Origin of the sequence: Streptomyces sp. NPDC058773 (assembly GCF_042746015.1) — a bacterium.
GTDB lineage: Bacteria > Actinomycetota > Actinomycetes > Streptomycetales > Streptomycetaceae > Streptomyces.
In genome coordinates, this window is sequence record NZ_JBHYPE010000017.1 from 47,548 (window position 1) to 73,858 (window position 26,311).

General features: G+C 72.2%; 24 protein-coding genes and 1 pseudogene. 16 read left to right on the forward strand and 9 right to left on the reverse strand.

What is annotated here, in order from left to right; all coding sequences use genetic code 11:
• Window positions 1-261 precede the first annotated feature (261 nt).
• Together ACFW5B_RS17255 and ACFW5B_RS17260 are read left to right on the forward strand one after the other, a co-directional pair.
• Entirely contained in the window at window positions 262-942 is a 681-nt protein-coding gene (locus ACFW5B_RS17255) for a DUF5753 domain-containing protein (protein ID WP_386439713.1), read from the forward strand.
• The gene (locus ACFW5B_RS17260) at window positions 939-1,148 is read left to right on the forward strand and encodes a DUF397 domain-containing protein (protein ID WP_386439715.1); all 210 of its coding nucleotides are present in this window, start codon (window positions 939-941) and stop codon (window positions 1,146-1,148) included. The genes ACFW5B_RS17255 and ACFW5B_RS17260 overlap by 4 nt, the downstream gene beginning before the upstream one ends.
• A 101-nt stretch (window positions 1,149-1,249) precedes the next feature.
• On the opposite strand, the gene ACFW5B_RS17265 is transcribed toward ACFW5B_RS17260, so the two are convergent.
• Entirely contained in the window at window positions 1,250-2,251 is a 1,002-nt protein-coding gene (locus tag ACFW5B_RS17265) for a TIGR03842 family LLM class F420-dependent oxidoreductase (protein ID WP_386439717.1), read from the reverse strand.
• A gap of 676 nt (window positions 2,252-2,927) precedes the next feature.
• Window positions 2,928-3,782 carry a LysR family transcriptional regulator gene (locus ACFW5B_RS17270; RefSeq protein WP_386439719.1) on the reverse strand — a complete coding sequence of 285 codons (855 nt, stop codon included), beginning with the start codon at window positions 3,780-3,782 and terminating at the stop codon, window positions 2,928-2,930.
• Window positions 3,783-4,342: 560 nt separating this feature from the next.
• Here ACFW5B_RS17270 and ACFW5B_RS17275 point away from each other — a divergent pair.
• From ACFW5B_RS17275 to ACFW5B_RS17320, 10 genes are all read left to right on the forward strand, one after another.
• Window positions 4,343-5,116 (forward strand): alpha/beta fold hydrolase, encoded by a 774-nt coding sequence (locus ACFW5B_RS17275; RefSeq protein ID WP_386439722.1) that lies wholly within the window; start codon window positions 4,343-4,345, stop codon window positions 5,114-5,116.
• Window positions 5,113-6,675 carry an amino acid adenylation domain-containing protein gene (locus ACFW5B_RS17280; protein WP_386439724.1) on the forward strand — a complete coding sequence of 521 codons (1,563 nt, stop codon included), beginning with the start codon at window positions 5,113-5,115 and terminating at the stop codon, window positions 6,673-6,675. Before ACFW5B_RS17275 ends, ACFW5B_RS17280 begins: the two co-directional genes overlap by 4 nt.
• Window positions 6,672-6,944, forward strand: a complete 273-nt coding sequence (locus tag ACFW5B_RS17285) for an acyl carrier protein (RefSeq protein WP_386439726.1) — start codon at window positions 6,672-6,674, stop codon at window positions 6,942-6,944. The genes ACFW5B_RS17280 and ACFW5B_RS17285 overlap by 4 nt, the downstream gene beginning before the upstream one ends.
• Window positions 6,941-8,101, forward strand: coding sequence for an acyl-CoA dehydrogenase family protein (locus ACFW5B_RS17290; RefSeq protein ID WP_386439728.1), 1,161 nt, complete (start codon window positions 6,941-6,943; stop codon window positions 8,099-8,101). The genes ACFW5B_RS17285 and ACFW5B_RS17290 overlap by 4 nt, the downstream gene beginning before the upstream one ends.
• A gap of 43 nt (window positions 8,102-8,144) precedes the next feature.
• Window positions 8,145-9,335, forward strand: coding sequence for an acyl-CoA dehydrogenase family protein (locus ACFW5B_RS17295; protein WP_386439730.1), 1,191 nt, complete (start codon window positions 8,145-8,147; stop codon window positions 9,333-9,335).
• A complete protein-coding gene (locus tag ACFW5B_RS17300; protein WP_386439732.1) occupies window positions 9,329-9,847 on the forward strand; it encodes a flavin reductase family protein in 519 nt (172 codons plus the stop codon). Before ACFW5B_RS17295 ends, ACFW5B_RS17300 begins: the two co-directional genes overlap by 7 nt.
• Window positions 9,848-9,914: 67 nt before the next feature.
• On the forward strand, window positions 9,915-10,331 hold the full coding sequence (gene panD / locus ACFW5B_RS17305) for an aspartate 1-decarboxylase (RefSeq protein WP_386439734.1): 417 nt from the start codon (window positions 9,915-9,917) through the stop codon (window positions 10,329-10,331).
• A gap of 31 nt (window positions 10,332-10,362) precedes the next feature.
• The gene (locus ACFW5B_RS17310) at window positions 10,363-11,097 is read left to right on the forward strand and encodes an SDR family NAD(P)-dependent oxidoreductase (RefSeq protein WP_386439736.1); all 735 of its coding nucleotides are present in this window, start codon (window positions 10,363-10,365) and stop codon (window positions 11,095-11,097) included.
• A gap of 70 nt (window positions 11,098-11,167) precedes the next feature.
• Window positions 11,168-11,980, forward strand: a complete 813-nt coding sequence (locus tag ACFW5B_RS17315; protein WP_386439738.1) for a phytanoyl-CoA dioxygenase family protein — start codon at window positions 11,168-11,170, stop codon at window positions 11,978-11,980.
• Entirely contained in the window at window positions 11,977-13,086 is a 1,110-nt protein-coding gene (locus ACFW5B_RS17320; protein ID WP_386439740.1) for a zinc-binding dehydrogenase, read from the forward strand. The genes ACFW5B_RS17315 and ACFW5B_RS17320 overlap by 4 nt, the downstream gene beginning before the upstream one ends.
• 186 nt (window positions 13,087-13,272) lie before the next feature.
• On the opposite strand, the gene ACFW5B_RS17325 is transcribed toward ACFW5B_RS17320, so the two are convergent.
• The gene (locus tag ACFW5B_RS17325) at window positions 13,273-14,094 is read right to left on the reverse strand and encodes a helix-turn-helix domain-containing protein (RefSeq protein ID WP_386439742.1); all 822 of its coding nucleotides are present in this window, start codon (window positions 14,092-14,094) and stop codon (window positions 13,273-13,275) included.
• A 158-nt stretch (window positions 14,095-14,252) separates the two neighbouring features.
• Here ACFW5B_RS17325 and ACFW5B_RS17330 point away from each other — a divergent pair, with 158 nt between their 5' ends.
• Complete coding sequence (locus tag ACFW5B_RS17330; protein ID WP_386439744.1) at window positions 14,253-15,467, forward strand: MFS transporter; 1,215 nt, start codon at window positions 14,253-14,255, stop codon at window positions 15,465-15,467.
• A 39-nt stretch (window positions 15,468-15,506) separates the two neighbouring features.
• Here ACFW5B_RS17330 and ACFW5B_RS17335 read toward each other — a convergent pair whose 3' ends face one another.
• Both ACFW5B_RS17335 and hydA read right to left on the reverse strand, forming a co-directional pair.
• Entirely contained in the window at window positions 15,507-16,592 is a 1,086-nt protein-coding gene (locus tag ACFW5B_RS17335) for a TIGR03842 family LLM class F420-dependent oxidoreductase (protein ID WP_386439746.1), read from the reverse strand.
• 21 nt (window positions 16,593-16,613) lie between these two features.
• Window positions 16,614-18,005, reverse strand: a complete 1,392-nt coding sequence (gene hydA / locus ACFW5B_RS17340) for a dihydropyrimidinase (protein ID WP_386439748.1) — start codon at window positions 18,003-18,005, stop codon at window positions 16,614-16,616.
• Between the two features lie 422 nt (window positions 18,006-18,427).
• On the opposite strand from hydA, the gene ACFW5B_RS17345 reads away from it, so the two are divergent.
• On the forward strand, window positions 18,428-19,312 hold the full coding sequence (locus tag ACFW5B_RS17345) for an ABC transporter substrate-binding protein (RefSeq protein ID WP_386439750.1): 885 nt from the start codon (window positions 18,428-18,430) through the stop codon (window positions 19,310-19,312).
• A 70-nt stretch (window positions 19,313-19,382) separates the two neighbouring features.
• Here ACFW5B_RS17345 and ACFW5B_RS17350 read toward each other — a convergent pair whose 3' ends face one another.
• Both ACFW5B_RS17350 and ACFW5B_RS17355 read right to left on the reverse strand, forming a co-directional pair.
• Window positions 19,383-20,696: an aspartate aminotransferase family protein gene (locus tag ACFW5B_RS17350; protein WP_386439752.1), complete on the reverse strand. Its 1,314-nt coding sequence runs from the start codon at window positions 20,694-20,696 to the stop codon at window positions 19,383-19,385.
• Complete coding sequence (locus ACFW5B_RS17355) at window positions 20,693-21,535, reverse strand: nitrilase-related carbon-nitrogen hydrolase (RefSeq protein ID WP_386439754.1); 843 nt, start codon at window positions 21,533-21,535, stop codon at window positions 20,693-20,695. The genes ACFW5B_RS17350 and ACFW5B_RS17355 overlap by 4 nt, the downstream gene beginning before the upstream one ends.
• 181 nt (window positions 21,536-21,716) lie before the next feature.
• On the opposite strand from ACFW5B_RS17355, the pseudogene ACFW5B_RS17360 reads away from it, so the two are divergent.
• Both ACFW5B_RS17360 and ACFW5B_RS17365 read left to right on the forward strand, forming a co-directional pair.
• Window positions 21,717-22,041, forward strand: a pseudogene (locus ACFW5B_RS17360) (MFS transporter); the annotation flags it as partial.
• Between the two features lie 105 nt (window positions 22,042-22,146).
• Window positions 22,147-22,701 carry an isochorismatase family protein gene (locus ACFW5B_RS17365; RefSeq protein WP_386439756.1) on the forward strand — a complete coding sequence of 185 codons (555 nt, stop codon included), beginning with the start codon at window positions 22,147-22,149 and terminating at the stop codon, window positions 22,699-22,701.
• A 7-nt stretch (window positions 22,702-22,708) separates the two neighbouring features.
• Here the strand turns inward: ACFW5B_RS17365 and ACFW5B_RS17370 are convergent, their stop codons facing one another.
• Together ACFW5B_RS17370 and ggt are read right to left on the reverse strand one after the other, a co-directional pair.
• Window positions 22,709-24,193: an amidase gene (locus tag ACFW5B_RS17370; protein WP_386439758.1), complete on the reverse strand. Its 1,485-nt coding sequence runs from the start codon at window positions 24,191-24,193 to the stop codon at window positions 22,709-22,711.
• A gap of 172 nt (window positions 24,194-24,365) precedes the next feature.
• A complete protein-coding gene (ggt, locus tag ACFW5B_RS17375) occupies window positions 24,366-26,201 on the reverse strand; it encodes a gamma-glutamyltransferase (protein WP_386439760.1) in 1,836 nt (611 codons plus the stop codon).
• Window positions 26,202-26,311: the final 110 nt, after the last annotated feature.

A 26,311-nucleotide genomic window follows, 5' to 3' on the forward strand; every position in this document is an offset into this window, starting at 1 on the left:
ACCTGGGCGTTGGGCAGGCCGGCATATGTGCATGCGGTTGACCGGCGCAAATGGCCCGAAGAGCGCACGTGACCAGGTCAATGGTCAGGGGGAGTTATGGACCTTACGGGGGGCACATCAGGGGGCGCCGAGGGCGCAGACGACCCGCGTCGGACGTTCGCCGAAGAGTGTCGGAGCGCGCGGGAACTGCACCCGGACGGGCCTCTCAACCAGACCCAGCTAGCGAAGTTGGCCCGCACGTCCAAGAGCACAATTTCTCGCGTGGAGACGTGCAAAGGGCCCATCCCCCCAGATCTACCGCCTCTGTTGGACCGGGTCTTCTCGACGGACGGGAAGTTCAAGCGTCTCTACGAGGAGGCCGTGGCCCGGTCGTTTCCGTCGCTGTACCGGCAGCGTATGGCGCTGGAACGTAAAGCCCTGGTGATCCGCGAATGGTCCCCAACCATCGTCCCGGGGCTTCTCCAAACGGCCGACTATGCGCGGTTCCTGTTCCAGGGGGGCGCCCCGCTCGCGGGAGACGGTGAGGTGGCGGCGTTCATCACCAACCGGCTCACGCGCCAGGCCCTACTGGACGCGGAGACTCCCCCGGATATCCGTGTTGTGCTCTGCGAGTCGGTTCTTCGGCGTCGATTCTGCCCGCGGGACGTGATGCGTCGCCAACTAGCGGCCTTGCTGGAAGCCGGAGAACGTCCGACTGTCCGCATCCAGATCCTCCCGCTGGATGCGCCGGCACACCTCTTCAGCGACTGGCCAGTGACGCTCCTGACTGGCCCAAGCCACACGGTCACCGTCTGCGTGGAGAGCTATCGGACCGCCGGTATTGTGGAAGAGCCTGCCGATGTGCGGACGGCGCTCCGTAGCTACGATGAACTCACGAGCGACGCACTTTCGGCACGGGACAGCGCGCGCCTGATCGTTGAGCAGATGGAGACACTGTCGTGAAGATCGGTCCGACCCAGTGGGTCAAGTCCAGCTACAGCAGCGCAGAAGGCGGCAACTGCGTGGAGTGGTCCCCGGCGCACGCGAGCGCCCACGGCATCGTTCCCGTCCGGGACAGCAAGGACCCGGAAGGCCCGGCCCTGACGTTCGAGGCGACCACCTGGTCAGCCTTCGTCACCGGCCTGCAGACAGGGAAGCTCCCCGCGTAGGTTCGTGCGCCGCAGCACGCTCGGCCCCCTCCGGATGTCCAGGAGGGGGCCCTTCACACGTCGGGGCCGGGGGCCGTCCGGGGGGCCGTCCCGGGCCCCGTTCAGTCGGCAAACGCGGGCAGGATCTCCGCCCCGTAGGTGTCGATGACGGATTCCCTGGCGTCGTGCATGGCGTAGAGCGCGAACTGGTCCACGCCCAGGGCCTGAAGCTGCCGCAACCGGTCGAGGTGGGCGGCGGGCGGGCCCAGCAGACAGAAGCGGTCGACGATGGCGTCCGGCACGAAGGCGGTGTCGGGGTTGTCGGCCCGGCCGTGGTGCGCGTAGTCGTAGCCCTTACGGGCCGTGATGTAGTCGGTGAGTTCGTCGGGGACCATGCCTGAGTGCTCGCCGTAGCGTGCGACGAGGTCGGCGACGTGGTTGCCGACCATGCCGCCGAACCAGCGGCACTGCTCGCGGGCGTGCGCGAGGTCGTCGCCCACGTAGGCGGGGGCGGCGACACAGATCGTCACCTCAGCCGGATCGCGGCCGGCGTCCACCGCGGCCTTCCGTACGGCCTTGATCATCCACTCGGTGAGGAAGGGGTCGGCGAGCTGGAGAATGAAGCCGTCGGCCAATCGGCCCGCCATGGCGAGGGCCTTGGGGCCGTAGGCGGCCATCCAGACCGGCAGCTTGCCGCCCTTGATCCAGGGGATCTGGACGCGGTGGCCGCCGACCTCCGCCGCCCGCCCCTCGGCGAGATCACGGATGACGCCGATCGACTCGCCCAGCCGGGCCAGGGTGTTGGGCGAGCGCCCGACCACCCGCATCGCGGAGTCGCCGCGCCCGATGCCGCAGACGGTGCGGTTGCCGTACATCTCGTTGAGGGTGGCGAAGGCGGAGGCGGTCACCTCGACGGTGCGGGTGTAGGGGTTGGTCACCATCGGGCCGACGATCAGGCGCTCGGTGTGTTCCAGAACCCGGCTGTAGATGACGAACGGTTCCTGCCACAGCACGGTCGAGTCGAAGGTCCAGCCGTAGCGGAAGCCGTTGCGCTCGGCGCGGCGCATCAGGGACACGACGGCGGAACCGGGTGGGTCGGCCTGCAGAACAACTCCGAAGTCCACGGCGGCGCTCCTTGGATGAGGTACTGGCAGGCGCCACGCGGGATTCACCGGGGAAATTAATCGACCACCGATTCCCCTTGCTCATCACCGGCGGCGGAGACCCCAGGCGCCCGCGGTCGATGAACCATACTGCAAAGGGTCAGCCAGCATTCCACAACATGCCGGGGGCTGCACTCGTGACGTGGAACTCGATATCCACGAGATCCCGTAAATCCGCCTTCTGAGTGGTTTTCATGCCGGTGAGACGCGGCCACGGTCGCGGACGTCGTCCCACGTCAAGCGCCACTTCGAGGGCATCCCTCGACCTTATCCTCACTTCTCCCGAGCCGCGCATTCCGATGACACCCGTCCAAGTGGCCCGCACAGGAAGAGCCTCATAGGAAGCCCCGCACAGGAAGCCTTACTTGGATCATGGATTGATTGCCGACACATGAGGATTCCCTGAATTCCGGCGCGAATGACAGCTGGACGGGACCTCCGGCCCCGGACGAGGCGTGGCCCCGGTCCCGCACACCGAGGCCACGGCGGCGTTGCCGGCCGCCGCCCCGGAGGCACGTCCGGCACCGGACGCTGAACGCAGACCCACGGGCTTCCCCGCCCGCATGCGGTGGAGCGAGCGAGGGCCCCGCCCAGCCACCCGGGCGGGGCCCTCGCTCGTGGCGCGCCGTCCCTGCCCCTACACCTCCAGCTCGTCGACCGCTCGCCAGGCGTGTTCGGCGAAGCGGGCGGCCTGGGGATGGGCGCCGTGGGAGGGGTAGGCGAGATAGGCGCGCACGGTGGGGGCGCCGGTCAGGGGGACGAGGCGGACGGAGGGGTGGGTGTAGCGGCGGGCGGCGGAGACCGGGGCGGTGCCCACGCCGAGGCCGACGGCCACCTGTTCCAGCCACTCGTCCATGTTGCGGCACTCGGCGCCGACCACCGGCCGCCGGCCGTCGGGCCACATGTCAGGGAAGGTGGTGCCACTGACGGTGTTGATGATCAGCGGCAGGCCGGCGAGCTCCGTCCAGTCGAGTTGGGTGCGTTCGGCCAGCTGCCAGCTCGCGGGTACGGCCGCGACGCGGGACTCCTCGTGGAGCAGGACACTGCGCAGCCCCTTCGGGAGCGGCTCGCCGCGCAACAGGCCCAGGTGTGCCTGGCCGGTGTCGAGTCCGGCCTGGGGGGTGTCGCAGCGGATGAATTCGACTCCGACTCCGGCCTCCTCGCCGAAGCGGGAGGCGAGTCGCGACAAACCCTGGGGCAGTCCCCAGCTGAACCCGATGCGCAGTTTCTCCCCTTTCTGCACATCCCCCAGTGCGGAATCGAGTTGGCGCAGCAGGGGGGCGACGGCCTCCCGGAGGCTTTGCCCTTTGGGGGTCAACTCCGTTCTGCGGGTGCTGCGTTCGAAGAGCCGCACTCCTAAGGTCTCTTCGAGGGTCCTGATGTTGCGGGTCAGGGTTGGCTGGGCGAGATGCAGGCGGCGTCCGGCGGCCGTGAAGCCGCCCTCCTCGGCCACGGCAAGAAAGCAGCGCAGATGCCGCAAATCGATATTCATTCGCGGTGTGTATAGATCGTTCAGCAATTTCATTTCTCCAGCCCCTGCCCAGTGTCTAGTGTTCTTGGTGTCGCCGGGCGGACCGGGCACCAGGAAGCATGGACCGGTAGTCGACGCCGCTGGTGAGCAGTCATGCGTACAACGGGGGTTATGTGCAGGGACATTGGTGCGCGCCGTCAATGGTTACGGCGCAAAGATCGGCCAAAGTGAAGGCAAAAGAGTCCATGGCCGGCCGGACCGACCCACGGGTTCCGTGCTCGAAGTTGCTTTGTTCACCGCCTCTGAGAACGTCTCGTAGATAAGTCGCCGACCGCGTCGTCCGCCGACGGCGCGGGGTGCGGTACGAGCGATTCGACGTAATGCGATACGTCGCCCTCACGCCGCCGCTCCATTGACAACCACCGCTTTATTTGAATCTTTTCCTTCAACTATTGCTGCCGTCTTTCCGGCTGCCCATTCACCTTTCTCGCATGCCATGACAACCTGCCATGGCCTGCCGCCGGCCGCGTTCGCCGTAATGCCGCTTTGTGCTGCCGTACCTCACCGATAAGGATTTTGCTGTGCCAGTAATCGATACGCACAACGGTCCCCTGGAACATGTCGTCATCGACGGTGACCGGGACCTGGCGCCCCTGGTCTTCCTGCACGGCGGACTCGGCTGCCTGGCGGCCTGGGGACGCTTCCCCGCCCGGCTGGCCGCCGCCACCGGGCGCCGCGCCCTCGTCTACTCCCGTCACGGCAACGGCGGCAGCGGCCCCGACCCACGGCCGCGCACCCCCCGCTATATGCACGAACACGCCCAGGAGGTGCTGCCCGAACTGCTCGACGCGCTGGGCATCCACCGCCCCGTACTCGTCGGCCACAGCGACGGCGCCTCCATCGCCCTGCTGTACGCCTCGGCACACCCCGTCGAAGCCGTCGTCGGGATGGGCCCGCACATGTACTTCGAGGAGGAGAACCGCATCGGCATCGAGAACGCCCGCGCCTCCTACGAGGCGGGCCCGCTCGCCAAGAAGATGGCCATGGTGCACGACGACCCCCGGGGCGTCTTCGACCGCTGGAGCGGCGTCTGGCTCTCGCCGGCCTTCCGCAGCTGGTCCCTGGAGAACGACCTCGACATCACCGCACCGGTGCTGATGATCCAGGGGGATGCGGACGAATACGGCTCGCTGGCCCAGGTCGACGCCGTCGAGCGCGCCGTCAGCGGCCCCTTCCGGCGGCTGGTCCCCGAGGGCTGCGACCACTACCCGCATCTGGTCCGCCCCGATCTCGTCACTGACACCGTCCGCGACTTCCTCGCCGCGCACCCGCAGTCCGTGGAGGCCACCCGATGACCGCCCCGGGCTCCGTACGCCTCGACGCCCTGCTGGCCCGCTCCGCGAGCGAGCACCCCGACCGCACCGCCCTGGAGGGGGCCGGCGAGAGCTGGACGTACGCCCAACTCGACCGCGCCGTGGATGCGTTGGCGGAGCGACTGGCCGCCAACGGCGTCGCACCGGGCGACCGGGTCGGCGTCTACGCCCCCAAGACACCGGCCACCGTCATCGCCCTCTACGCGGCGCTGCGGGCCGGCGCGGTGACCGCGCCCCTCGACACCGCCGACCCGCCGGAGCGCACCGCCCGCATGATCCGCAACGCGGGTCTGTCGCTGCTGGTGACCGTCGACCGTGCCCTCACCGGGGCACACCACGCCGCCACCCGCGCCCGCGACGGCGCACCGGCCGAGGAGGGCGCCCTCGACCACGGCCTGCACTGGCTGCGGCTCCTCGCCCCCGAGGAGCGGCCCGCGCCGCTGCCCGCGCCCACCGACTCCGGCGGCTACATCCTCTTCACGTCCGGCAGCACCGGCTGGCCCAAGGGCGTACTGCTCTCGCACGAGAACGTCGCCCACTACGCGCTGTGGGCCGCCGGGGAGTTCGGCCTCACCCCGGACGACCGGATCGGCTCGCAGGCCGCCCTCACCTTCGACCTGACCACCTTCGACCTGTTCAGCGCCGCCGCCGCGGGGGCCTGCACGGTCCTGATGCCGGACCTGCTGCGGGCCTTCCCGCGCGATGTCGCCGGCTGGCTGACCGAACAGCGCATCACCGCCTTCATGGCCGTGCCGTCGCTCTACCACAACATGCTCCAGCAGGGCGGGATCGCCGACGCCCCGCCGCCCGCCCTGCGCATCGCGGCCTTCGGCGGGGAGGCGTTCGCGCCCGAACTGCTGGAGCGGTATCTGCGGCTGCTGGACGGGGTGCCCTTCTACAACCTGTACGGCCCCACCGAGACCAACGCCTGCACCTACTACCGGGTCCCGGCCGACTGGACCGCCGACCAGGAAATGCCCATCGGCCGCGGCATCGGCGGCGTCCACATCGACGTGCTCGACGAGGACGGCTCGCCCACCGACGGCGAGGGCGAGATCCATATCGCCGGACCCGTCGTCTTCCAGGGCTATCTGCGCGGCGGCGCACCCGACGACCCCACCACCACCGTCAGCTGCCGTGACGGCGTGGCCCGCCGCGCGTACGCCAGCGGCGACCTCGGCCGGATCACCCCCGACGGCCTGGTCTTCCTGCGCGGGCGGCGCGACAACCAGGTCAAGCGGCGCGGCCACCGCATCGACCTGATGGACGTGGAGAACGCCGTCCTGGAGCTGCCGCAGATCGCCACCGCCGCGGTCGTCGCCAAGGACGGCCCGCACGCCGGCCAGATCTGGGCCTACGCACAGACCGACGCGACCGAACGGGAGGTGCGCTCCGCGCTGCGCGACGTGCTGCCCCGGCGGATGCTGCCCGACCGGATCGTGCCGCTCGCCACTTTGCCCACCACCACCAGCGGGAAGGTCGACCGCCGCGCCCTGCGCGACACCGCCGCCCCCGCACTCCCGGAGGAGATCACCGCATGAAGCGCATGAACAGCGTCGAAGAGCTCTGCACCCTCATCGGCAGCCGTATCACCTGGGGACGCGGCGAGGACGCAAGCTCCCTGACCCCCGACACCCCGCTGCTCGAAAGGGGCCTGGTCGACTCGCTGGCGATCATGGAGATCGTCGCGGCGCTCGACAAGGAAGCCGGTGTCACCCTGCCCGACACCGAGATCGTCGCCGCCAACTTCCGCAGCCCCAAGGCCCTTTGGGTCGCCATCGAGAACCTCTCCGGCGAGGGCCGCAAATGAGCCCGGCGGCCACCGCGGCGCTCCGCACCGGCGCACCGGAGACCGAGGAACTCGTCGACACGTACCGGGACCTGGCCGCGCCGGTGCTGAAGCAGCTCGCGGGCCTGGACTTCCGCGCACAGTGGCAGGCCATGGCCGGCCTCGGTGTGCTCCAGCTTGCCGCGCCGGACGCCACAGCACCCGGCCCGGTGACCCGCTCGCTCGCCATGATCGAGGGCATCGGACTGGCCGGCGTCGACCCGGGCCTGTGCTACGCGCTGGCCTCGCAGATCTTCGGGATGCAGTTCCCGCTGCGGGACGCCCTCGGCGCCGACGCCTGGCGTGCGGTCGCCGACGTCCAGGAGGGCCGGGAGCTGCTGTGCCACGCGCTGACCGAACGCGGCGGCGGCAGCGACCCGTTCTCGATGGCGACCCGCGCCCGGCGCGACGGGGACGGCTTCGTGCTCGACGGCGCCAAGACGTTCATCACCGCCGCGCCGGTGGCCGACCGGGCGATCGTCTTCGCCCGTACCGCCGAGGGCCGCTCGCCGTTCGCGCTGTCCGCGTTCCTCTTCCCGCTCGACCTGCCGGGCATCCGCCGCGGTGAGACCTTCACCAAGACGGCGCTGCCCACCGTGCCCATGGGAGAGCTCCTCTTCGAGGGCGCCCGGCTGCCGGCGGGCGCGCTGCTCGGCGAGGAGGGCTCCGGGCTGGCGGTGATGGCCTCCACCACCGCCTGGGAGCGCTCCCTCGTCCTCGGCTACGCCCTCGGCCCGATGCGGCGCCTCCTGTCCCGTACCGTCGAATGGGCCGCGGAACGCGACCACTTCGGCCGCCGCATGGGCGCCAGCCACCAGGTCGCCGGCCGGGTCAGCGACATGGCCCTGGCGCTGCACCGCTCCCGGGTCCAGCTCTACGCGATGGCCGCGCGGCTCGACGCCGGGACGCCCGCCCGGCAGCTGGCCGCCGCGGCGGCGCTCACCAAGATCTCCGTCTCCGAGGACTACGTCCGGATGACCGAACACGCCACCGCGCTGTCCGGTGTCCGTGCCTTCCTCCCCGGCTTCGACCTCGCCGCCGACCTGGCCGGCCCCATGGCGGCCCTCACCTACGCCGGTCCGAACGACCTGCTGCGCGTGGGCGTCGCCCGGCAACTCGGCCTGCCCGTCGAGAACTGACCGCGGGACCCGAACCGGCCGACCACCGACCCGAAGGACTTCGATGACGCTGCCGACCCACTTGGACGACCTCCGCAAACTCGCGGCGGAGACGGGCGAACGACTCGCCCCGCTCGCCGCCGACACCGATGCCGGCCACGACAACGGCCACGAGGCCTACCGCATCCTGCGCGAGTCCGGTCTGCTCGCCCTGCTCGCCCCTCGCGAAGCGGGCGGCGCCGGCCTCGGCTTCGGCGACTACTGGCGGGTGCTGGCCGAACTCGGCCTGCACCACGGTGCCGCCGCCCTCGGCCTCAACATGCACCACGTCGTCATCGGCGCGCTGGCCGATGCCGCCGGCACCCGGCTGCCCCCGGCCGCCGAGACCTTCCGCGCCTGGATGCTGGACGAGGTCGTCAACGGCCGCAAGCTGTTCGCCTCCGCCACCTCCGAGGCCGGCCGCGGCGCCAAACTCCGCGGGATGCAGACCCGTTACCGCCTCTCCGACGACGGCACGCACTACCTCCTCAGCGGCAAGAAGTCCATGGTGTCGCTCGCCGGCGCCGCCGACTACTACGTCGTCGCGGCCGCCCCCGCAACCGGCGGCGAGGACACCGGCGAGGCCTCGCACTTCGTCGTCGCCGCCGACGACCCCGGGGTCAGCTTCGGCGCCGTGCCGCAGCTGTCCGCGATGTACGGCACCAGCACCGCCCCGATGACGCTGGACGAGGTCCCGGTGCCCCGCTCCCGGCTCTACCTCGGCGTCGAGGGCATGTCCCTGTTCAAGGTCGTACGCGAACCGCACTGGATGATCGCCGGCTACACCGGTGCCTATCTCGGCATCGCCGAGGCGCTCTTCCGGCACACCGTCGACCATGTCACCGCCTCCCCCGCCCGCGCGGACTCGCCCGTGGTGCAGCAGGAGCTGGGCCGGATGTCCGCCCGCCTGCGGGCCGCCCGCGCCCTGGTGCACGAGGCCGGTGACCTGGTCACCGCCGAGCGCGGCAGCCGGGAGGCCAACGCCATGGTGCACGCCGCCAAGTACGTGGTCGGCGAGGTCGGGCCGCAACTCGCCCAGGACGCACTGCGGCTGTGCGGCTCGGCCGCGATCAGCCGCAGCCATCCGCTGGAACGGCTGATCCGCGAGGCCCAGTTCGCCCATGTGATGCCGGCCAAGCCGCAGGAGTGCCTGGAGTACCTGGGCAAGGCCGCCGTCGGTGTCAATCTCCACGACGCCCGGGCCTTCGCATGGTGACCCCCGTCCAGGACGACCTCATGGTGACCCGGGACGCCTTCCGGGCCCTGATGAGTTCGCACCCCAGCGGCGTCGCCGTCATCACCACCGCCGACGCCGAGGGCACGCCGTACGGCTTCACCTGTACCGCCCTGTGTTCGGTCTCCCTCGACCCGCCGCAGCTGCTGGTGTGCGCGGGCAACAACGGCAGCACCCTCCCGGTCCTCGCCGCCCGCGGGGCCTTCACCGTCAACCTGCTGCACGGCGCCGGGCGGCGCGCCGCGGAGGCCTTCGCCGGGCCGGCCGCCGAGCGGTTCCGCACCGTCCCCTGGCGGCCCGCGCCCGCCACCGGTCTGCCGGCGCTGCCCCAGGACGCGCACGCCACCGCCGAGTGCCGGGTCACCCGGCTCACCCCGGCCGGCGATCACACCATCGTGATCGGCGAGGTGCTGAGCATCCAGGCGCACACCCCGGCCGCCGAAGAGGCGCCGCTGCTGTACGGCATGCGCCGCTATGCCACCTGGCCGGCCTGAGCGGGCCGCGCCCCTGTCCCACCCGTATGTCCCACCCCACCCGTCCCAGCACACCTGAGGAATCCGTATGTACCGCACCCTGATGAAGTCGAAGATCCACCGTGCCACCGTCACCCAGGCCGACCTGCACTACGTCGGCTCGGTGACCGTCGACGCCGATCTGATGAAGGCCGCCAACCTGATGGCCGGTGAGAAGGTCGACATCGTCGACATCGACAACGGCGCCCGGCTGTCCACCTACGTCATCGAGGGCCCGGCCGGCTCCGGCGTCCTCGGCATCAACGGCGCCGCGGCCCGGCTGATCAGCCCCGGTGACCTCGTCATCCTCATCGCCTACGCCGCCATGACGGACGACGAGGCCGCCTCGTTCGTCCCCGACGTGGTCTTCGTCGACGCGCACAACGCCATCGCCGGGGTGGGCGGCGACCCGGCCGAGGTGCCCGAGGGCTCGGACCTCCGGCGCGGCGACCTGGTCGCCAACTGACCGTCCGTACCCACCACTTCAGGGAGATGCCATGACGATCGCCGTGGTCAGCGGTGGCACCCGCGGTATCGGACGGGCACTGAGCCTCCGGCTCGCCGCCCTCGGCCACCGGGTGATCGCGCTCTACCGCGGTGACGAGACCGCCGCGGAGCAGACCGCGAAGGCCGGGGACGGCCGGATCGAGACGCTGCGCTGCGACCTCGCCCGGCCCGAGCAGATCCGGGCGGCCGGCGACCGGATCACCACCGAGTACGGCGCACCCGCCGTCCTCGTCAACAACGCCGGCGTCAACCGCGACCGGCCGTTCCTGTCGATGACCGACGAGGACTGGGACACGGTGCTGGCCACCAACCTCTCCGGTCCCTTCCGCCTCACCCGGGCCCTGGCGCCCGCGATGGCGGAGTCCGGTGGCGGCAGCATCGTCAACGTCGCCGCCACCACGGCGATCCGGCCCCGGGCGAACGGCGCCAACTACTGTGCGAGCAAGGCGGGCCTGCTGCAGCTCACCAAGTGCCTGGCCCTCGAACTCGCCCCGCACATCAGGGTGAACGCCCTGCTGCCCGGCTTCACCGACACCGAAGAGGTCACCGAGCGCTACCGCCTCGACGACCCGGAGCGGCTCGCCGCCGTCCTGGACACCGTCCCCGGACGCCGGCTCGGGACGGCCGAGGACATGGCCGACGCCCTCGAATTCCTGGTGTCCGCGCGCAGCGGCTATATCACCGGACAGCAACTCGTCGTCGACGGCGGCCACTTCATGGGATGACCCCCCACACCGGTCAGCACACCCCACCGGTCCGCCCCGACGGATTCCCTCACCTCTCAGGAGAAAGCGCATGCGACTGAGCCAGCAACAGGCCGACCAGTACCACGAACAGGGATTCCTGCTGCTCGAATCCCTCCTCGACCCGCAGGAGGTGGAGACGCTCCGCGCGGCCTTCGAGCGCGATGCGAAGGTACCCGGGCCGCAGGTGGTGACCGAGGACGGCGGCACGGCGGTGCGCGCGGTCTACGCCTCCCACCAGCGGGAGCCCGAGTACGCCGGGCTGATCCGCGACCCGCGCATCCTGGAGCCGGTGCGGCAGCTGCTCACCGACGACGTCTACATCTACCAGTTCAAGATCAACGCCAAGCCGGCGTTCGGCGGCGAGAAGTGGGCCTGGCACCAGGACTTCCTCGCCTGGCGGCTGGCCGACAACCTGCCCGCTGCGCGCCAGGTCAACATCGGTGTCTTCCTCGACGACGTCACCGAGTTCAACGGCCCGGTCATCTTCCTGCCCGGCTCGCACCGGGCCGGACTGGTCCACGAGGGCCGCTCGGCCGCCGCGAAGTCCGCACAGCACCTCGATCCCGACGACATCTCGCTGTCGCCGCAGCAGCTCGCCGAGCACGTCGACCGGCACGGCATGACCAGTCCCAAGGGCCCGGCCGGTTCCGTGGTGCTGTTCTCCCCGGAGATCGTGCACGGCTCGTCCCCCAATATGTCGCCGTTCGCCCGCCGGCTGTTGATCGCCACCTACAACGACACCGCCAACCTGCCGCGGCCGACGGGCGAACCCCGCCCGGCCCATGTCGTGTGCCGCGACACCGAGCCGCTGCGCCCGCTGGCGGCCCCGTTCTCCCGGACCCTGAGCGGGGTGACGGCATGACACAGCGCACCGGACGCGCCGTCGTCCTGGAGGAGTTCGGCACATCGCTGCGGCTGCGGGAGTTCCCGCTGCCGGCGGCCCCCGACGGCGGCATGGTCGTCGCCTGCGGATACGGCGGCATCTGCGGCACCGATCTGCATCTGCAGCAGGGCCATCTGGACATCCCGGTCCCGCTCGTGCTCGGGCACGAAGGGCTGGGTGTCATACGGGAGTTGGGCGCCGGAGCCCTCCCCGCCGACGCCGCCGGGACCCCGCTCGCGGTCGGTGACACGGTGATGTGGGCCTCCTCGATCGCCTGCGGCGTCTGCCCGCCTTGCCGGCTGCACCGCGAACCCACCCTGTGCGAGCGGCGCCGCACCTACGGCGTCAACCGCGCCCTCACCGACGGCCCGGAGCTCTCGGGAGCCTGGGCCGACCACATCGTGCTGCAGCCCGGCACCACCGTGATCAAGGTCCCCGACGGCACCGACCCGCTCGCCGCCATGTCGCTGGCCTGCGCCGGACCCACCGTGGCGCACGCGCTGTACGAGCGGCGGCCGGTGCGGTTGGGGGAGACCGTCGTGGTGCAGGGCAGCGGTCCGGTGGGGCTGGCGGCCGCGGCGTTCGCGCAACTGGCCGGTGCCGCCGAGGTCGTCGTGGTCGGCGGTCCGGCCGGGCGGCTGGAGCGGGCCGCGGCGGCGGGCATCGGTGATGTCCACCTGAACATCGCCGACGCCGCCGACCCCGCGGAGATCCTGCGTGAGGTACGGGCCGCCACCGGAGGGGACGGCGCGGATCTGGTGATCGAGTGCGCCGGAGTGCCGGCCGCCGTCGGCCAGGGCCTCACCCTGGCCCGCCGGGGTGGCAGCTACCTGATCATCGGTCAGTACACGGACGCCGGGGACACCCTGATCAACCCGCACCAGATCGTCCACCGGCAGCTCGACGTCGTCGGCTCCTGGGCCTTCACCGGGGCCCATCTCGTCGAGTACGTCCGCCTGTTGCCGGCCCTCACCGGCCGGTTCGACCTGGCGAGCCTGGTGACGCCGTTCCCGCTGGAGCGGCACGCCGACGCGCTCGCCGCGGTGGCCGACGGTTCGGTGCTGAAGGCGGTCCTCACGTCCTGACGCCGATGTTCTGAGGCCGGCGTCCTGACACCTGATGTCGCGACGCCTCCTCCCCTGACGCCCGCCTTCTGGCGCACCGACCCCCGCGGTGCGCGCCGGCGGTGCGGGTGACGGCCCGACAGCAGCCCACCGCGCTGTCGGGCCGTCGCCATTGCCCGCTCCCCGCCCGCGCGGCGCGGAACCGGCTCACCCGGTGAGCGCCGTCAGCGCCTCCTCCGTCGCCGGGTCGTCGGGGAGGTACGCCAGCAGGTGGTGGCCCGGCTGGTCCACGGCGGCGAGCTTGACGTACCGCAGCCGCAGGTCCCCGGCCACCGGGTGCCGGAAATGGCGTACGGCGGGGTGGAACGCCGAGGTCTCCCGGCGGCCGTACCAGCGGACCGCGTCCGGGTCCGCAAGCAGCTCCTCGGTGATCTCGGCGTACCGGCCGTCCTCCGGGTGCCGGGCCGCCTTCGCCCGGAACTGACCCAGCAGGCTCCGCGCCTCCGGCTCCCAACTGGCCAGCAGCTCCCGGGCCGGCGGCCAGCGGAACACCAGCCACAGCAGGTTGCGCTGCTTGGGTGCCAGCCGCGCCAGGTCGGTGAGCAGCGCCGAGTACCCCGGATTCCAGGCCAGCAGGTCCCAGTGCGGGTCGAGCACCACGGCCGGGTTCGGCGCCAGCGCCTCCACCAGTGACAGCAGATTCCGCGACACCCACCCCGGCGACCGCCCGGCCGGCGCGGCGTGCTCCACGAACGACAGCACATGCGCGGTCTCGTCCGCGTTCAGCCGCAGCGCCCGCGCCACGGACCGCAGCACCTGCTCCGACGTACGCACCCGCCCCTGCTCCAGCCACGCGTACCAGGAGCTGCTGACCCCGGCCAGCCCGGCGACCTCCTCGCGCCGCAGCCCCGGGGTGCGGCGCCGCGGTGAACCGGGCAGCCCCACGTCGGCGGGCGCCAGCCGCTCGCGGCGGGAGCGCAGGAACGCCCCCAGTTCGCGGCGCGGACCGCCGGACCCGCCGTCGTTCATGCCCCCACTCCCCCCGCACACTCTGCCTGTTCCCGGGCACCGGCCCGTGACCCAGGGTGTGAGCAAGGGTAATCGGCTACGGGGTCACGCCGGCCGGCCGCGGTGATGGGCTGGAGCCGCCGTTCCGACACGACCGGCAGGCACGCACAAGGAGCCCCATGGACACCACCGACTCACCCCGCACCACTCCCCCGCCCCCGACGGCCGCGGCCACCGATCCGGCCGCCCCGCCGATGACCCCCGCCGCGCTGCGCCTGCTGCGCACGGCCGGATTCGTCAGCAATTTCGACCGCTTCTGCATCACCCCGATGCTGCTGCTCATCGGCGCCCAGCTCGGCGTCCCGCTGACCACGGTGATGCTCGCCGCCAGCGGCTACTTCCTCGCGTACGGCCTGATGCAGCCGGTCTGGGGCCTGGCCAGCGACCGGCTGGGCCGGGTGCGCGTCATGCGGATCTCGCTGGCGGGGGCCACCGTCGCCGCGCTCTGCTCGGTGCTCGCACCCGGCGCGACGGTCCTGATCGTGGCGCGCGTCGCGGCCGGCGCGTTCTTCGCCGCGTCCATCGCCGCGTCCATCACCTACGTCGGGGACACCGTGCCCGTCGCCGTCCGCCAGCGCCCGCTGAGTGAGCTGATGACCGCGTTCGCGCTGGGCACCGCCGTGGCCACGGTCGTGGCCGGGGCGCTGGCGCACTACGTCAGCTGGCGGCTGGTCTTCGCGCTGCCCGGCGTGATCGCCGCCTACCTGGTCGTCGCCCTGCGCCGGCTGCCGGAGCCGCCGCGTGCGGCTCCCGGTGCGCTGCTCGCCCCGTTCCGGGTCGTGCTGCGTTCCCGCTGGCAGTGGTACGTCATGGCCGTCGCGGCGCTCGAAGGCGCCGTCCTGCTGGGCTTCTTGACATACCTCGCGCCGGCGCTGGAGGCCCAGGGCGCCTCGGCCACGCTGGCCGGTGCGGTGTCCGCGCTGTACGGCGTGGGCTCGATGGCCGCGGCCCAGCGGGTCAAGCGGCTGGTCGGCCGCTGGACGCCGGTGCGGCTGATCGTGGTCGGCGGGGTGCAGATGGCGGCGGCCTTCGGCCTCGCCACGGCCAGCCAGTCGGTGCCCGCCCTGGTGGGGTGCGCGCTGCTGCTCGGCGGCGGCTGGTCGTTCATGCACTCCACGATCCAGTCCTGGGCCACCGCCCTGTCCCCGGCGGCCCGTGCCACCGGCGTCGCGATGTTCGGCGTGGCCCTCTACGTCGGCAGCGCCCTTGCCAGCGCCCTCGCCGCCGTCCCCGCGGAACACCACGCCTACCGGGGCATGTTCCTGACGGCCGCCCTCCTCACCGTCCCGCTGACACTGGCCGCCGCGGTGGGCCGCGCCCGATACCGGGGTTGACCGGCAGGGGCGCCGCCGCATCCATAGGACAGCACCCAACTACGCAGGCGCGGTGGCCTGTTCCGGCTCTGTCCCGGCCGGCTGGCCCGGGCGGCCCCCCGGCCCTGCGTTCACCAGCGGAATGACGTCCCCCGCGTACGCGTCGATGACCGCTTCCCTCGCGTCGTGCATGGCGTACAGCGCGAACTGGTCGACGCCCAGCGCCCGGAGCCGGTTCAGCTTGTCGATGTGCGCGGACGCCGGGCCGATGAGGCAGAAGCGGTCCACGATCTCGTCGGGGACGAAGGTGGTGTCGGGGTTGCCGACCCGGCCGTGGTGGGCGTAGTCGTAGCCCTCGCGGGCTTCGATGTAGTCCGTCAGCTCCTGCGGGACCATGCCGGAGTCCGCGCCGTACCGGGACACCAGGTCGGCTACGTGGTTGCCGACCATGCCGCCGAACCAGCGGCACTGTTCGCGCGCGTGCGCCAGTGCCTCCGGCGAGTCGTCCTCGGTGACGTACGCGGGGGCCGCGACGCAGATCCTGACGTCCGAGGGGGCGCGGCCGGCCGCCACCGCGGCCTCGCGGACCGCCTTCACCATCCACTCCGTGAGGAACGGGTCGGCGAGCTGGAGGATGAAACCGTCCGCCTCCTCGCCGGTCATCTTGAGCGCCTTGGGGCCGTACGCGGCCATCCAGACCGGGAGTTGGGCACCGTCCCGCACCCAGGGGAACTTCACCACCGTGCCGCCGCCGAGGTCCGCCTCGTCGCCGCGGCCGAGCGCGCGGATGGCCTTCATGGCCTCGCTGATCCGGGCGAGGGTGTTCGGCTTGCGGCCCGCCACGCGCATCGCGGAGTCGCCGCGGCCGATGCCGCAGACGGTGCGGTTGCCGTACATGTCGTTGAGGGTGGCGAAGGCGGAGGCCGTGACCTCCCAGGTGCGGGTGCTCGGGTTCGTGACCATCGGGCCGACCGTGAGGCGGCTCGTCTCGGCCAGGATGCGGCTGTAGATGACGAACGGTTCCTGCCACAGCACGCAGGAGTCGAAGGTCCAGCCGTAGGTGAATCCGCCCGCCTCCGCGCGCTTCATCAGGCCGACGACCTCGGAGGCCGGCGGGTCGGTCTGCAGAACGAGTCCGAAGTCCATGGTGTTCCCCTCCTTGGTTCCTCAGTTCAGGTACTGGCAGGTGCCGCGCGGGGTGTAGGCACCGTGCCCGGCCCGGCCGGTGAACTCCCGCTCGGTGACGACGAGTTCCCCGCGCGAGAGGACCGTCTCCACCCGTCCGGTCACGCGCTTGCCCTCGTACGCCGAGTAGTCGACGTTCATGTGGTGGGTGGCCGCCGAGAGGGTCTGCTCGGCATGCGGGTCGTAGATCACGAGGTCGGCGTCGCAGCCGGGCGCGATCGTGCCCTTCTTCGGGTACAGGCCGAACATCCGGGCCGGGGTCGCGCAGGCGATCTCGATCCAGCGGCGACGGGAGATATGGCCGTCGACGACCGCCTGGTGGAGCAGGTCCATCCGGTTCTCGACGCCGGGCATCCCGTTGGGGATCTTGGAGAAGTCGCCGCGGCCGAGCTCCTTCTGCCCCGAGAAGCAGAACGGGCAGTGGTCCGTCGACACCACCTGGAGATCGTTCGTACGCAGGCCACGCCAGAGCGCCGCCTGGTGCTCGCGCGGGCGCAGCGGCGTGCTGCACACGTACTTCGCGCCCCCGAAGTCCGGTTCGGCGAGGTTGTCCGTCGACAGGAAGAGGTACTGGGGGCAGGTCTCACCGAACACCGGCAGACCGTCGTGGCGGGCGCGCGCCAACTCGGCGAGGGCTTCCTGCGCCGATACGTGCACGACGTACAGCGGCGCCCCGGCCACCTGCGCCAGCTTGATCGCGCGATGTGTCGCCTCGGCCTCCAGGAGGGCCTTCCGGACCTCCCCGTGATACCGCGGGTCGGTCTCGCCGCGCGCCAGCGCCTGCTGGACGAGCACATCGATGGCGATGCCGTTCTCGGCGTGCATCATGATCAGGCCGCCGTTGTCACCGGCCCGCTGCATGGCGCGCAGGATCTGCCCGTCGTCGGAGTAGAAGACCCCCGGATACGCCATGAACAGCTTGAACGAGCTGACACCTTCGGCGACCAGGCCGTCCAGTTCCTTGAGCGTCGACTCGTTCACATCGGACACGATCATGTGGAAGGCGTAGTCGATCGCGCAGTTGCCGTCGGCCTTCGCATGCCAGGCGTCCAGTCCCGCCCGCAGCGCCGCGCCCTTCGACTGCACCGCGAAGTCGATGATGGTCGTCGTCCCGCCCCACGCCGCCGCCTTCGTACCGGTCTCGAAGGTGTCCGAGGCGAAGGTGCCGCCGAACGGCAACTCCATGTGCGTGTGCGCGTCGACCCCGCCCGGGATCACGTACTTCTGCGAGGCGTCGATGACGCGGTCGGCGGTCCACCGCTGACTGCCCGGGGTCGCCACCGCCTCCACCCGGCCGTTCTCGACCAGCACATCCGCATGCATCTCCTCGGCGGCAGTGATCACCAGGCCGCCGGTAATGAGAGTCCGAGTCATTCGCGAGAAGTCCCTTCACATCGCATTCGAAGGAGAACAGGACTGCCGGACAGCCCCTCACCGTCAGACCGTCCGAGCGGCGGGGCGGGTGCACGGGCAGCCACGGACCGCTGCCCCGGCCGGTCCGCTGACGCCACGTCACGCCACACCACAACCGGTCTACACCCGTAGATCACGGTTGAGAAAGAGACCGTAGAAGCATGTCACCCACCGTGGCAATACCGTGACCGTTCCCCGGCGGTGCCGTTCGTGTTGCGCCGGTGATCAGCTGGACGGTTCAACGCGGGGCGCGGCGGCGGTGGGCGCGGCACCCGCGGGAGGGGTGCGGGAGTGAGGCGATGGGCAGGTATCGGCCGTCGCCGGCGGGCGAACCCCGCGGGCGGACCGGCATTCTGACGGACGATCGGGAAGGCGGCGGGTTGATGGAACACAGCACACCGTGGGAGTTCTCCGACGACCGGGGGCGCCTGGCGGTGGCCGGTCACCGGCCGCTACGGATCGTGGCGTACATACAGGCGGGCGCGACGCTGTGGGACCACGGCATACGCCCGGTGGGGCTCTTCGGGTCCCAGCACGACGGCGCCGCCCCCGACCCCGCCAAGGGCGGTGAACTGCCGCTCGCGGAGATCCCGTATCTCGGTTCGGGCGGCGCGCTGCACCCGGACACCCTGCTGGAGGCGGAGCCCGACCTCGTGGTGGCCGTGACGTACGACGGCGAGCAGGTCTACGGGCTGGAGCAGAAGACCGCGGTGGAGCTGGAGAGGCATGTCCCGGTCGCCACGGTCGCGGTGGGGCCCGGCCGGAGCCTGGCCGGGGTGCGCGAGCGGTTCGCGGCGCTCGCCGGTTCGCTCGGTCACGGTGAACCCCTCGTCCGGGCACGGGAGTTGGACGCCGCGGAGGACGCCCTGCGGCAGGCGGCGGGCGGGGCGGTACGGCCGCGGGTGCTGGCGCTGTCACCCGCGGGCCCGGAGCGGGTGCATCTGGCGCGGCCCGGTTCCTGGCCGGATCTGCGGGCGCTGACCGAACACGGTGTGGGACTGCTGGAGCCGCCCGCGGGCCCCGGGGTGAACTGGTCCACCGTCGGCTGGGCGGAGGCGGCGGCGATGGAGCCGGACATCGTGCTGAGGGACGTACGGATCAACGCCGCCCCGCCCGAGCGGCTGCGGGCCGACCCCCACTGGCGGGCGATCGAGGCCCGGTCCCGGCTGCTGCCGTGGAATCCGGAGGCACCGTGCAGCCGCCGCGCGTACACGCGCTTCTTCACCCTGGTGGCCGACACGGTGCGCGAGACCGCCGGGTCCGCATGAGACGTGGCGGGGCCGGCCGCGGCGGGCGGGGGCCGCACGTCCGATACAGCCCCCGCCCCGGGCGGGTCCCCTACTCCGGGGCCAGCTCCCGCTGCGCGGCCCGCAGCGCGTCCGCGAGCAGGTCCGCGCCCTCCTCCGCCTCGGCGACGGTCAGCGTCATCGGCGGTGCGATGCGCAGCGAGGCGCCGCCCTGACCGCCCTTGCCGATCAGCAGACCGCGTTCCCGGGCGGCTTCCAGGACCAGTGAGGCGGCCTCCGGTGAACGGGTGTCGGTGCCGGGGCGGACCAGTTCGACGCCGATCATCAGGCCGCGGCCGCGCACCTCCCGTACGACACCGAGGCCGGCCGCGACCGCCCGCAGCCGCTCGATGAGCAGCCCGCCGACCCGCCGGGCGTTGCCCTGAAGGTCGTGTTCCAGGAGGTAGTTGAGGTTGGCCAGACCCGCGGCCATGGTGACCGGGCTGCCGCCGAAGGTGGAGATGGAGTTCGCCGAGAGCGAGTTCATCACCTCGGCGCGGGCCACCACTCCGCCGATGGACATGCCGTTGCCGATGCCCTTGGCGAAGGTGAGCAGGTCGGGCGGGCCGTTGTCGGCGTGCGCCTGCCAGCCCCAGAAGTGGTCGCCGGTGCGGCCCCAGCCGGTCTGCACCTCGTCGCTGATCCAGAGGATGCCGTGCCGGGCGAGCACCTCGCGGAAGGCGGCGTACAGGCCGTCCGGCGGCAGGGTGAAGCCGCCGACGCCCTGCACCGGTTCGGCGATCAGTGCGGCGACCCCGCCCGCGGTCTGCTGGAGCATGTCCTCCAGGTCGGCGACGCAGGCCGCGATGTAGTCACGGTCGCTCAGGTCCGCGTACGGGCCGCGGCTGCGCACCCCGCCGTGGACGTACAGCGTCTGGAGGGGCGAGAGGCTGGTGGGCGACCAGCTCTGGTTGCCGGTGATGCCGACGGTGGAGAAGGACCGGCCGTGGTAGCTGTTGCGCATCGCCAGGACCTGGTTGGAGCGGCGGTGCACGGTGGCCAGGAGGAGGGCCGCGTCATTGGCTTCCGTGCCGGAGGTGGTGAAGAAGACCCGGGCGTCGGGGATGCCGGAGAGCGCCGCGATCCGCTCCGCCAGCTCGACCATGGGGCGGGAGAGGTAGAGCGTCGAGGTGTGGATGATCCGGCCGGCCTGTTCGGCGACGGCCTTGGTCACCTCGGGCAGCGCGTGCGCCGTCATGGTGGTGAGGATGCCGCCGAAGAAGTCGAGGTAGCGGTTGCCCTCGGCGTCCCAGACGTGGCGGCCCTCGCCGTGGGTGAGTTCGAGCGGCCGCTCGTAGTAGAGGCTCAGCCAGGCGGGGAGGACGGATTGGTGGCGGGCGTGCAGGTTCGGGGGCTCGTGGGTCACGGCTGCACCAGCCCGTCGTACGCGTCGGGGCGGCGGTCACGGTAGAAGGCCCACTGCTGGCGGACCTCATCGATCATTGCGAAGTCGAGGTCGCGGATGACCAGTTCCTCCTTGGAGTCGCTGGCGACCTCGCCGACGAACTGGCCGCGGGGGTCGACGAAGTAGCTGGTGCCGTAGAAGTCGTTGTCGCCGTACTCCTCGACGCCGACCCGGTTGATCGCCGCGATGAAGTACTCGTTGGCGACCGCGGCCGCGGGCTGCTCCAGCTGCCAGAGGTAGGCGGACAGACCGCGGGAGGTGGCGGAGGGGTTGTAGACCAGCTGGGCGCCGTTGAGGCCCAACTGCCGCCAGCCCTCGGGGAAGTGGCGGTCGTAGCAGATGTAGACGCCGACCTTGCCGACGGCGGTGTCGAAGACCGGCCAGCCGGCGTTCCCCGGCTTGAAGTAGTACTTCTCCCAGAAGCCCTTGACCTGCGGGATGTGGTGCTTGCGGTAGGTGCCCAGGACCGTGCCGTCGGCGTCGATGACGGCCGCGGTGTTGTAGTAGAAGCCGGACTGTTCGACCTCGAAGACGGGGACGACGATGACCATGCCGGTCTCGCGGGCCAGGTCCTGCATCCGCCGGACGGTCGGGCCGTCGGGCACCGGCTCGGCCCAGCGGTAGTGCTCGGGCTCCTGGACCTGGCAGAAGTACGGGGCGTTGAAGACTTCCTGGAAGCCGATCACCTTCGCGCCCTGCGCGGCCGCCGCTCTGGCGTACTCCTCATGCTTCGCGATCATCGATTCGGTGTCGCCGGTCCAGGTGGCCTGGACCAGTGCGGCACGCACAACATCGGCCATGAGCTGCTCCTTTGTCGATGCGTCAGCCTGCAGCCCGCGCATGATCCACTCCGCGATCTACGCGTGTGGAGGTGACCGTAAGCCCCGCTACGGACCGTGGCAAGACCATCTCCCCTGTGGCGCGTCCGCCGCGGCCGCGCGACTTGGACAGGAAAACTTGTAAGTTTGCCTGTCGACCTCGCTCCAGGGCAGCAGCCCGCTGGTCGCGCTGCTGTGCGCCGGGACACTCCTCGGCATCCCGCAGGGGCTGGCCTCCACCGGCAACCAGGCCGCGCGCCCAGGCGCCCGCCGACGGCGTGGGCGCGGCCGCCGGGCTCCAGCGCACCGCCCAGTACCTCGGCGCGATCACCGCGGCCGGTCTCATCGGGCTGCTGTACGGGACGCGCGCCTCGGATGCCGGGCTGCACGGGATCGCCGTGACCGGCGTCGTCCTCGGCCTGCTGCTGCTCGCCCTGACCCTCACCGACCGCGGCCTGCGGCCCGGCGGCCCCCGGACCGGGGGCTGACACCGGCCCGCGCTCCCCGGGCCGCGGCGGCCGGCGGCCGGCGGCCATTCCGGCCGTCCCCGGCCCCCGCCCCCGATCCCCGTCACCACCACACAAGGAGACCCCGTGCCCGTCACCACTCTCGACCCCACGACTGCCCTCGTCCTGATCGACCTCCAGAAAGGCATCGCGGGTCTGCCCACCGCGCCCCGGCCGGCCGCCGAGGTCATCGAGCGCGGTGCACGGCTGGCCGCCGCGTTCCGGGCGCGCGGGCTGCCCGTCGTGCTGGTGAACGTCACCGGCGGCGCCCCGGGCCGCACGGAATCCGTACGGCCCGCCGGGGACCCGCCCGCCGACTGGGCGGAGCGGGTGCCCGGACTCGGCCGACAGCCCGGCGACCTCACCGTCACCAAGCAGCGGTGGGGCGCCTTCCACGGCACGGACCTGGACCGGGAGCTGCGCGGCCGCGGTGTGACCCACCTCGTCCTCGGCGGCATCGCCACCAGCATCGGGGTGGAGTCCACCGCCCGTGCCGCGTACGAGCACGGCTACCACGTCACGCTCGCCATCGACGCGATGACCGACCTGGACGCCGGTGCGCACCGCAACAGCCTGGAGAAGATCTTCCCGCGGCTGGGAGAGACCGGCACCACGGAGGCGGTGCTCGCACTGCCGGGCTGACCGCGGCTCAGCGGCGGACGCCGTCGTACACCGCCGGATGGCCGGGCGGCCGCCGCTCGTGCCAGCGCAGATCGTCCTGGAGCTGGGCGGCCAGCGAGATCAGCCGCGGCTCACCGTGGGCCGGGCCGAGCAGCTGGGCGCCCAGCGGCAGACCGTCCGTGCTGAACCCGGCGGGCACGCTCACCCCCGGCCAGCCGAGGACGTTCCACGGCCAGGCGTACGGGCAGGCGGCGATCATGGCCTGATCCGTACGCCAGCCGCTGAGCTTGGCGAGGGTGCCGATGCGCGGCGGCGGAGTGGCCGTGGTGGGCGTCAGCAAGACATCGTAGGGGCCGAACAGCGCGCCGATCCGCCGCTGTTGGCGCCGCTCGACGGCGCGCGCCCGGCGCAGGACGGGCCCGCCGAGCAGCCGCCCCATCCGGGCCGCCTCCCGGGTCCGGCGGTCCAGGAGCGAGCGGTCGGGGACCCGGCCCGCCCACTCCCCCACCCCGGCCGTGGCCCGCGGCACGAACGCCAGCCCGACCAGCCCGTAGTCCGGTTCCGCCTCCTCGACGAAGTGCCCGAGGCGGGCCAGTGTGCGGGCCACACCGGTCACCGCGGCCCGGACGTCGGGGTGCAGCGGCTTGGGCGTGAAGGTGAAGGCCGCCTTCCAGGACAGCGCGATCCGCAGCCGTCCCGGGTCCCGGCCGGCGGCCTCGCGGGCCGCGATGGCGGGCGGGCGGTGCAGATCGCCGTCGTGGTTGCCGCTGGCCACGTCCAGCAGCAGCGCCGCGTCCTCCACCGAACGGGCCAGCGGTCCGATACCGGTGATCCCCTGGAAGGCCTCGGGGTCCGGCCAGGTGGAGATCCGGCCGCGCTGGGGTTTGATGCCGACGAGATGGGACCAGGCGGCGGGGATACGGACCGAGCCGGCGCCGTCGGTGCCGAGCGCGGCGGGGACCAGCCCGGCCGCGACCGCGGCGGCCGAACCGCCGGACGAGCCGCCCGGGGTGTGCGCGAGGTTCCACGGGTTGCAGGTGTTGCCGAAGGCCGGGCCCTCGGTGAACGGCCACTGGCCCAGCTCGCAGGCGTTGGTCTTGCCGACGATGACGGCGCCGGCCGCGCGCAGCCGCCGGACGACCTCGGCGTCGCGCTCCTTGGGCGGGAACTCCCCGGCGCAGCCGAACGCGGTCGGCTCGCCCGCCACATCGGTGTCGTCCTTGACCGCGACCGGCACCCCGAGCAGCGGCAGCCGTTCCCCGGCCGCGAGCCGGCGGTCGGCCTCCGCGGCCTCCGCCATCGCCGCCTCGGCCCGCACCCGCCGGAAGGCGTTGACGGTGTCCTGGGTGGCCTCGATGCGCTCCAGCGACCGCCGGACCAGCGCGGTCGAGGTCACCCGGCCCTCGGCGAGCGCCCGCGCCTGCTCGGCGAGGCCTTCCAGCTCACCCGCCGTGGCACCGAAGTGGGCCGGGACCTGCCCGGTTCCGCTGTCCTGGCTCTCGTCAACGCTCACGCTGCGTGCCCTCCCTGGGACCGCTCATTCGAACGAACGGTCCCAGGAGGCTAGTCGCCACCGCCGTGACCAACAACGACGCCGCGCGGGGCGGTACACCGACGACACACGGACGGCACACAGCGGTCCGTGCGTGTCGGCGGTGTGACATCCGGCGGCCGTCCCGCGGGTGTTACGAGCGGTGCACGACCCGTGCCGAGCCGCCGCCGCGCCGTACCTTTTCGGCCGCGGCCAGCCAGCGGCCGTCCGGCAGCCGCTGGACGCCGGTGGCCGCGCCGATCTCCGGGTTCTCCTTGAAGGCATGGCCGAGCGCTTCGAGTTGCCGGCGGAGCGGGCTGTTCCACAGGCCGGGTTCCAGCTCGGTCCGGGCCGCGTTGCGCTGGCTGGCCCGCGGCGCGGCGATGGCGTCGACCAGCGGCATGCCCCGGTCGAGGTGGTTGACCAGGGTCTGCAGCACGGTGGTGATGATGGTCGCGCCGCCGGGCGAGCCGAGCGCCAGCACCGGCCGGCCGTGCCGCAGCACGATCGTCGGCGACATCGACGAGCGCGGCCGCTTGCCGGGACCGGGCAGGTTGGGGTCATGGACTGCCGGGTCGGCGGGCGCGAAGGAGAAGTCCGTCAGCTCGTTGTTGAGCAGGAAGCCGCGGTGCGGGACGACGATGCCGCTGCCGCCGGTCTGCTCGATGGTCAGGGTGTAGGCGACGACATCGCCCCACTTGTCGGCGACGGTCAGATGGGTGGTGTTCTCCCCCTCGTACGTCGTCGGCGCGCCCCGGCCGGCGGCGGCGCAGCGCCCGGGGTGGCGCGGGTCTCCGGGCGCGAGCGGGCTGGTCAGGGCCTTGTCGTCGTGGATGAGACAGGCGCGGGCATCGGCGAACCGCTGTGAGGTCAGGCCCTTGACCGGGACGTCCTCCTGGGTGGGGTCGCCGACCCAGCGGCCGCGGTCGGCGAAGGCGATCCGGGCCGCCTCGATGTAGCGGTGGAGGTACTGCCGCTCGCTCAGCCGGGAGAGATCACTCCGCTCCAGGATGTTGAGCGCCTCGGCGACGCTGGTGCCGCCCGACGAGGACGGGGCCATGCCGTAGACGTCGAGGCCGCGGTAGCGGGTGCGGGTGGGTGCCTGGCTGCGGACGCGGTAGCCGCGCAGGTCGTCCGCGGTCAGGTCGCCGGGCCGTACGTGGCGCGGGGCGCCGGTGCGCACCGGTGGTGTGCGGACGGTGCGGACGATGTCCCGGCCCAGCGCGCCGTCGTAGAGCGCACCGACGCCATGATCCGCCAACTCCCCGTACGTACGGGCCAGATCGGGGTTCTTCATCGTCGAGCCGACCACCGGCAGCTTGCCGCCGGGCAGGTAGAGGCGGGCGGTCGCCGGGAAGTCACGGAAGCGTGCCTCGTTGTCCGCGGTCTGCTGCCGGAAGGTCCGGTCGACCGTGAAGCCGTCCGCGGCCAGCCGCTGCGCGGGCCGCAGTACCTGGCGCAGGGGCCGGCTGCCCCACTTGCGCAGGGCGGTGTCCCAGGTGGCGGCGGTGCCCGGGGTGCCGACGCTCAGCCCGCTGGTGACGGCGTCCTCGAACGGGAGGGGTTTGCCGTTCTCCAGGAAGAGGTCCTTCCCGGCGGAGCGCGGGGCGGTCTCCCGGCCGTCGAGAGTGCGGACGGTCCTGGTCCGGGCGTCGTACGAGACGAGGTATCCGCCGCCGCCGATGCCCGCGGAGTAGGGCTCGGTGACGCCGAGGGCGGCGGCGGTGGCGACCGCGGCGTCGACGGCGTTGCCGCCGTTCCTGAGCACCGCGATACCGGCGGCCGAGGCGTCCGGGTCGACGCTGGAGACGGCCCCGCCGTGGCCGACGGCGACCGGGGTCTTCTCCTGGGTGGCGGTGATGGTGCGGTCCCGGTCCACGGGGCCGGGCCGGGCGGTCGCGGCGGAACCGGCGGCGGCCGGGGCCGCCAGCAGGGAACCGGCCAGCGCGGCGGCCGCTCCCAGAACGATGAGGCGTCGGACTCTGGTCATACCGGGGTTTCCTCCCAGTGGCTGCGCGGGGGGCGACAGGGGCCCGGAGCCTACTCGCGGCAACAGCCCGCCAACAGGGGGCAATTCGGGCGCGGAGCACCCCGTGGCGT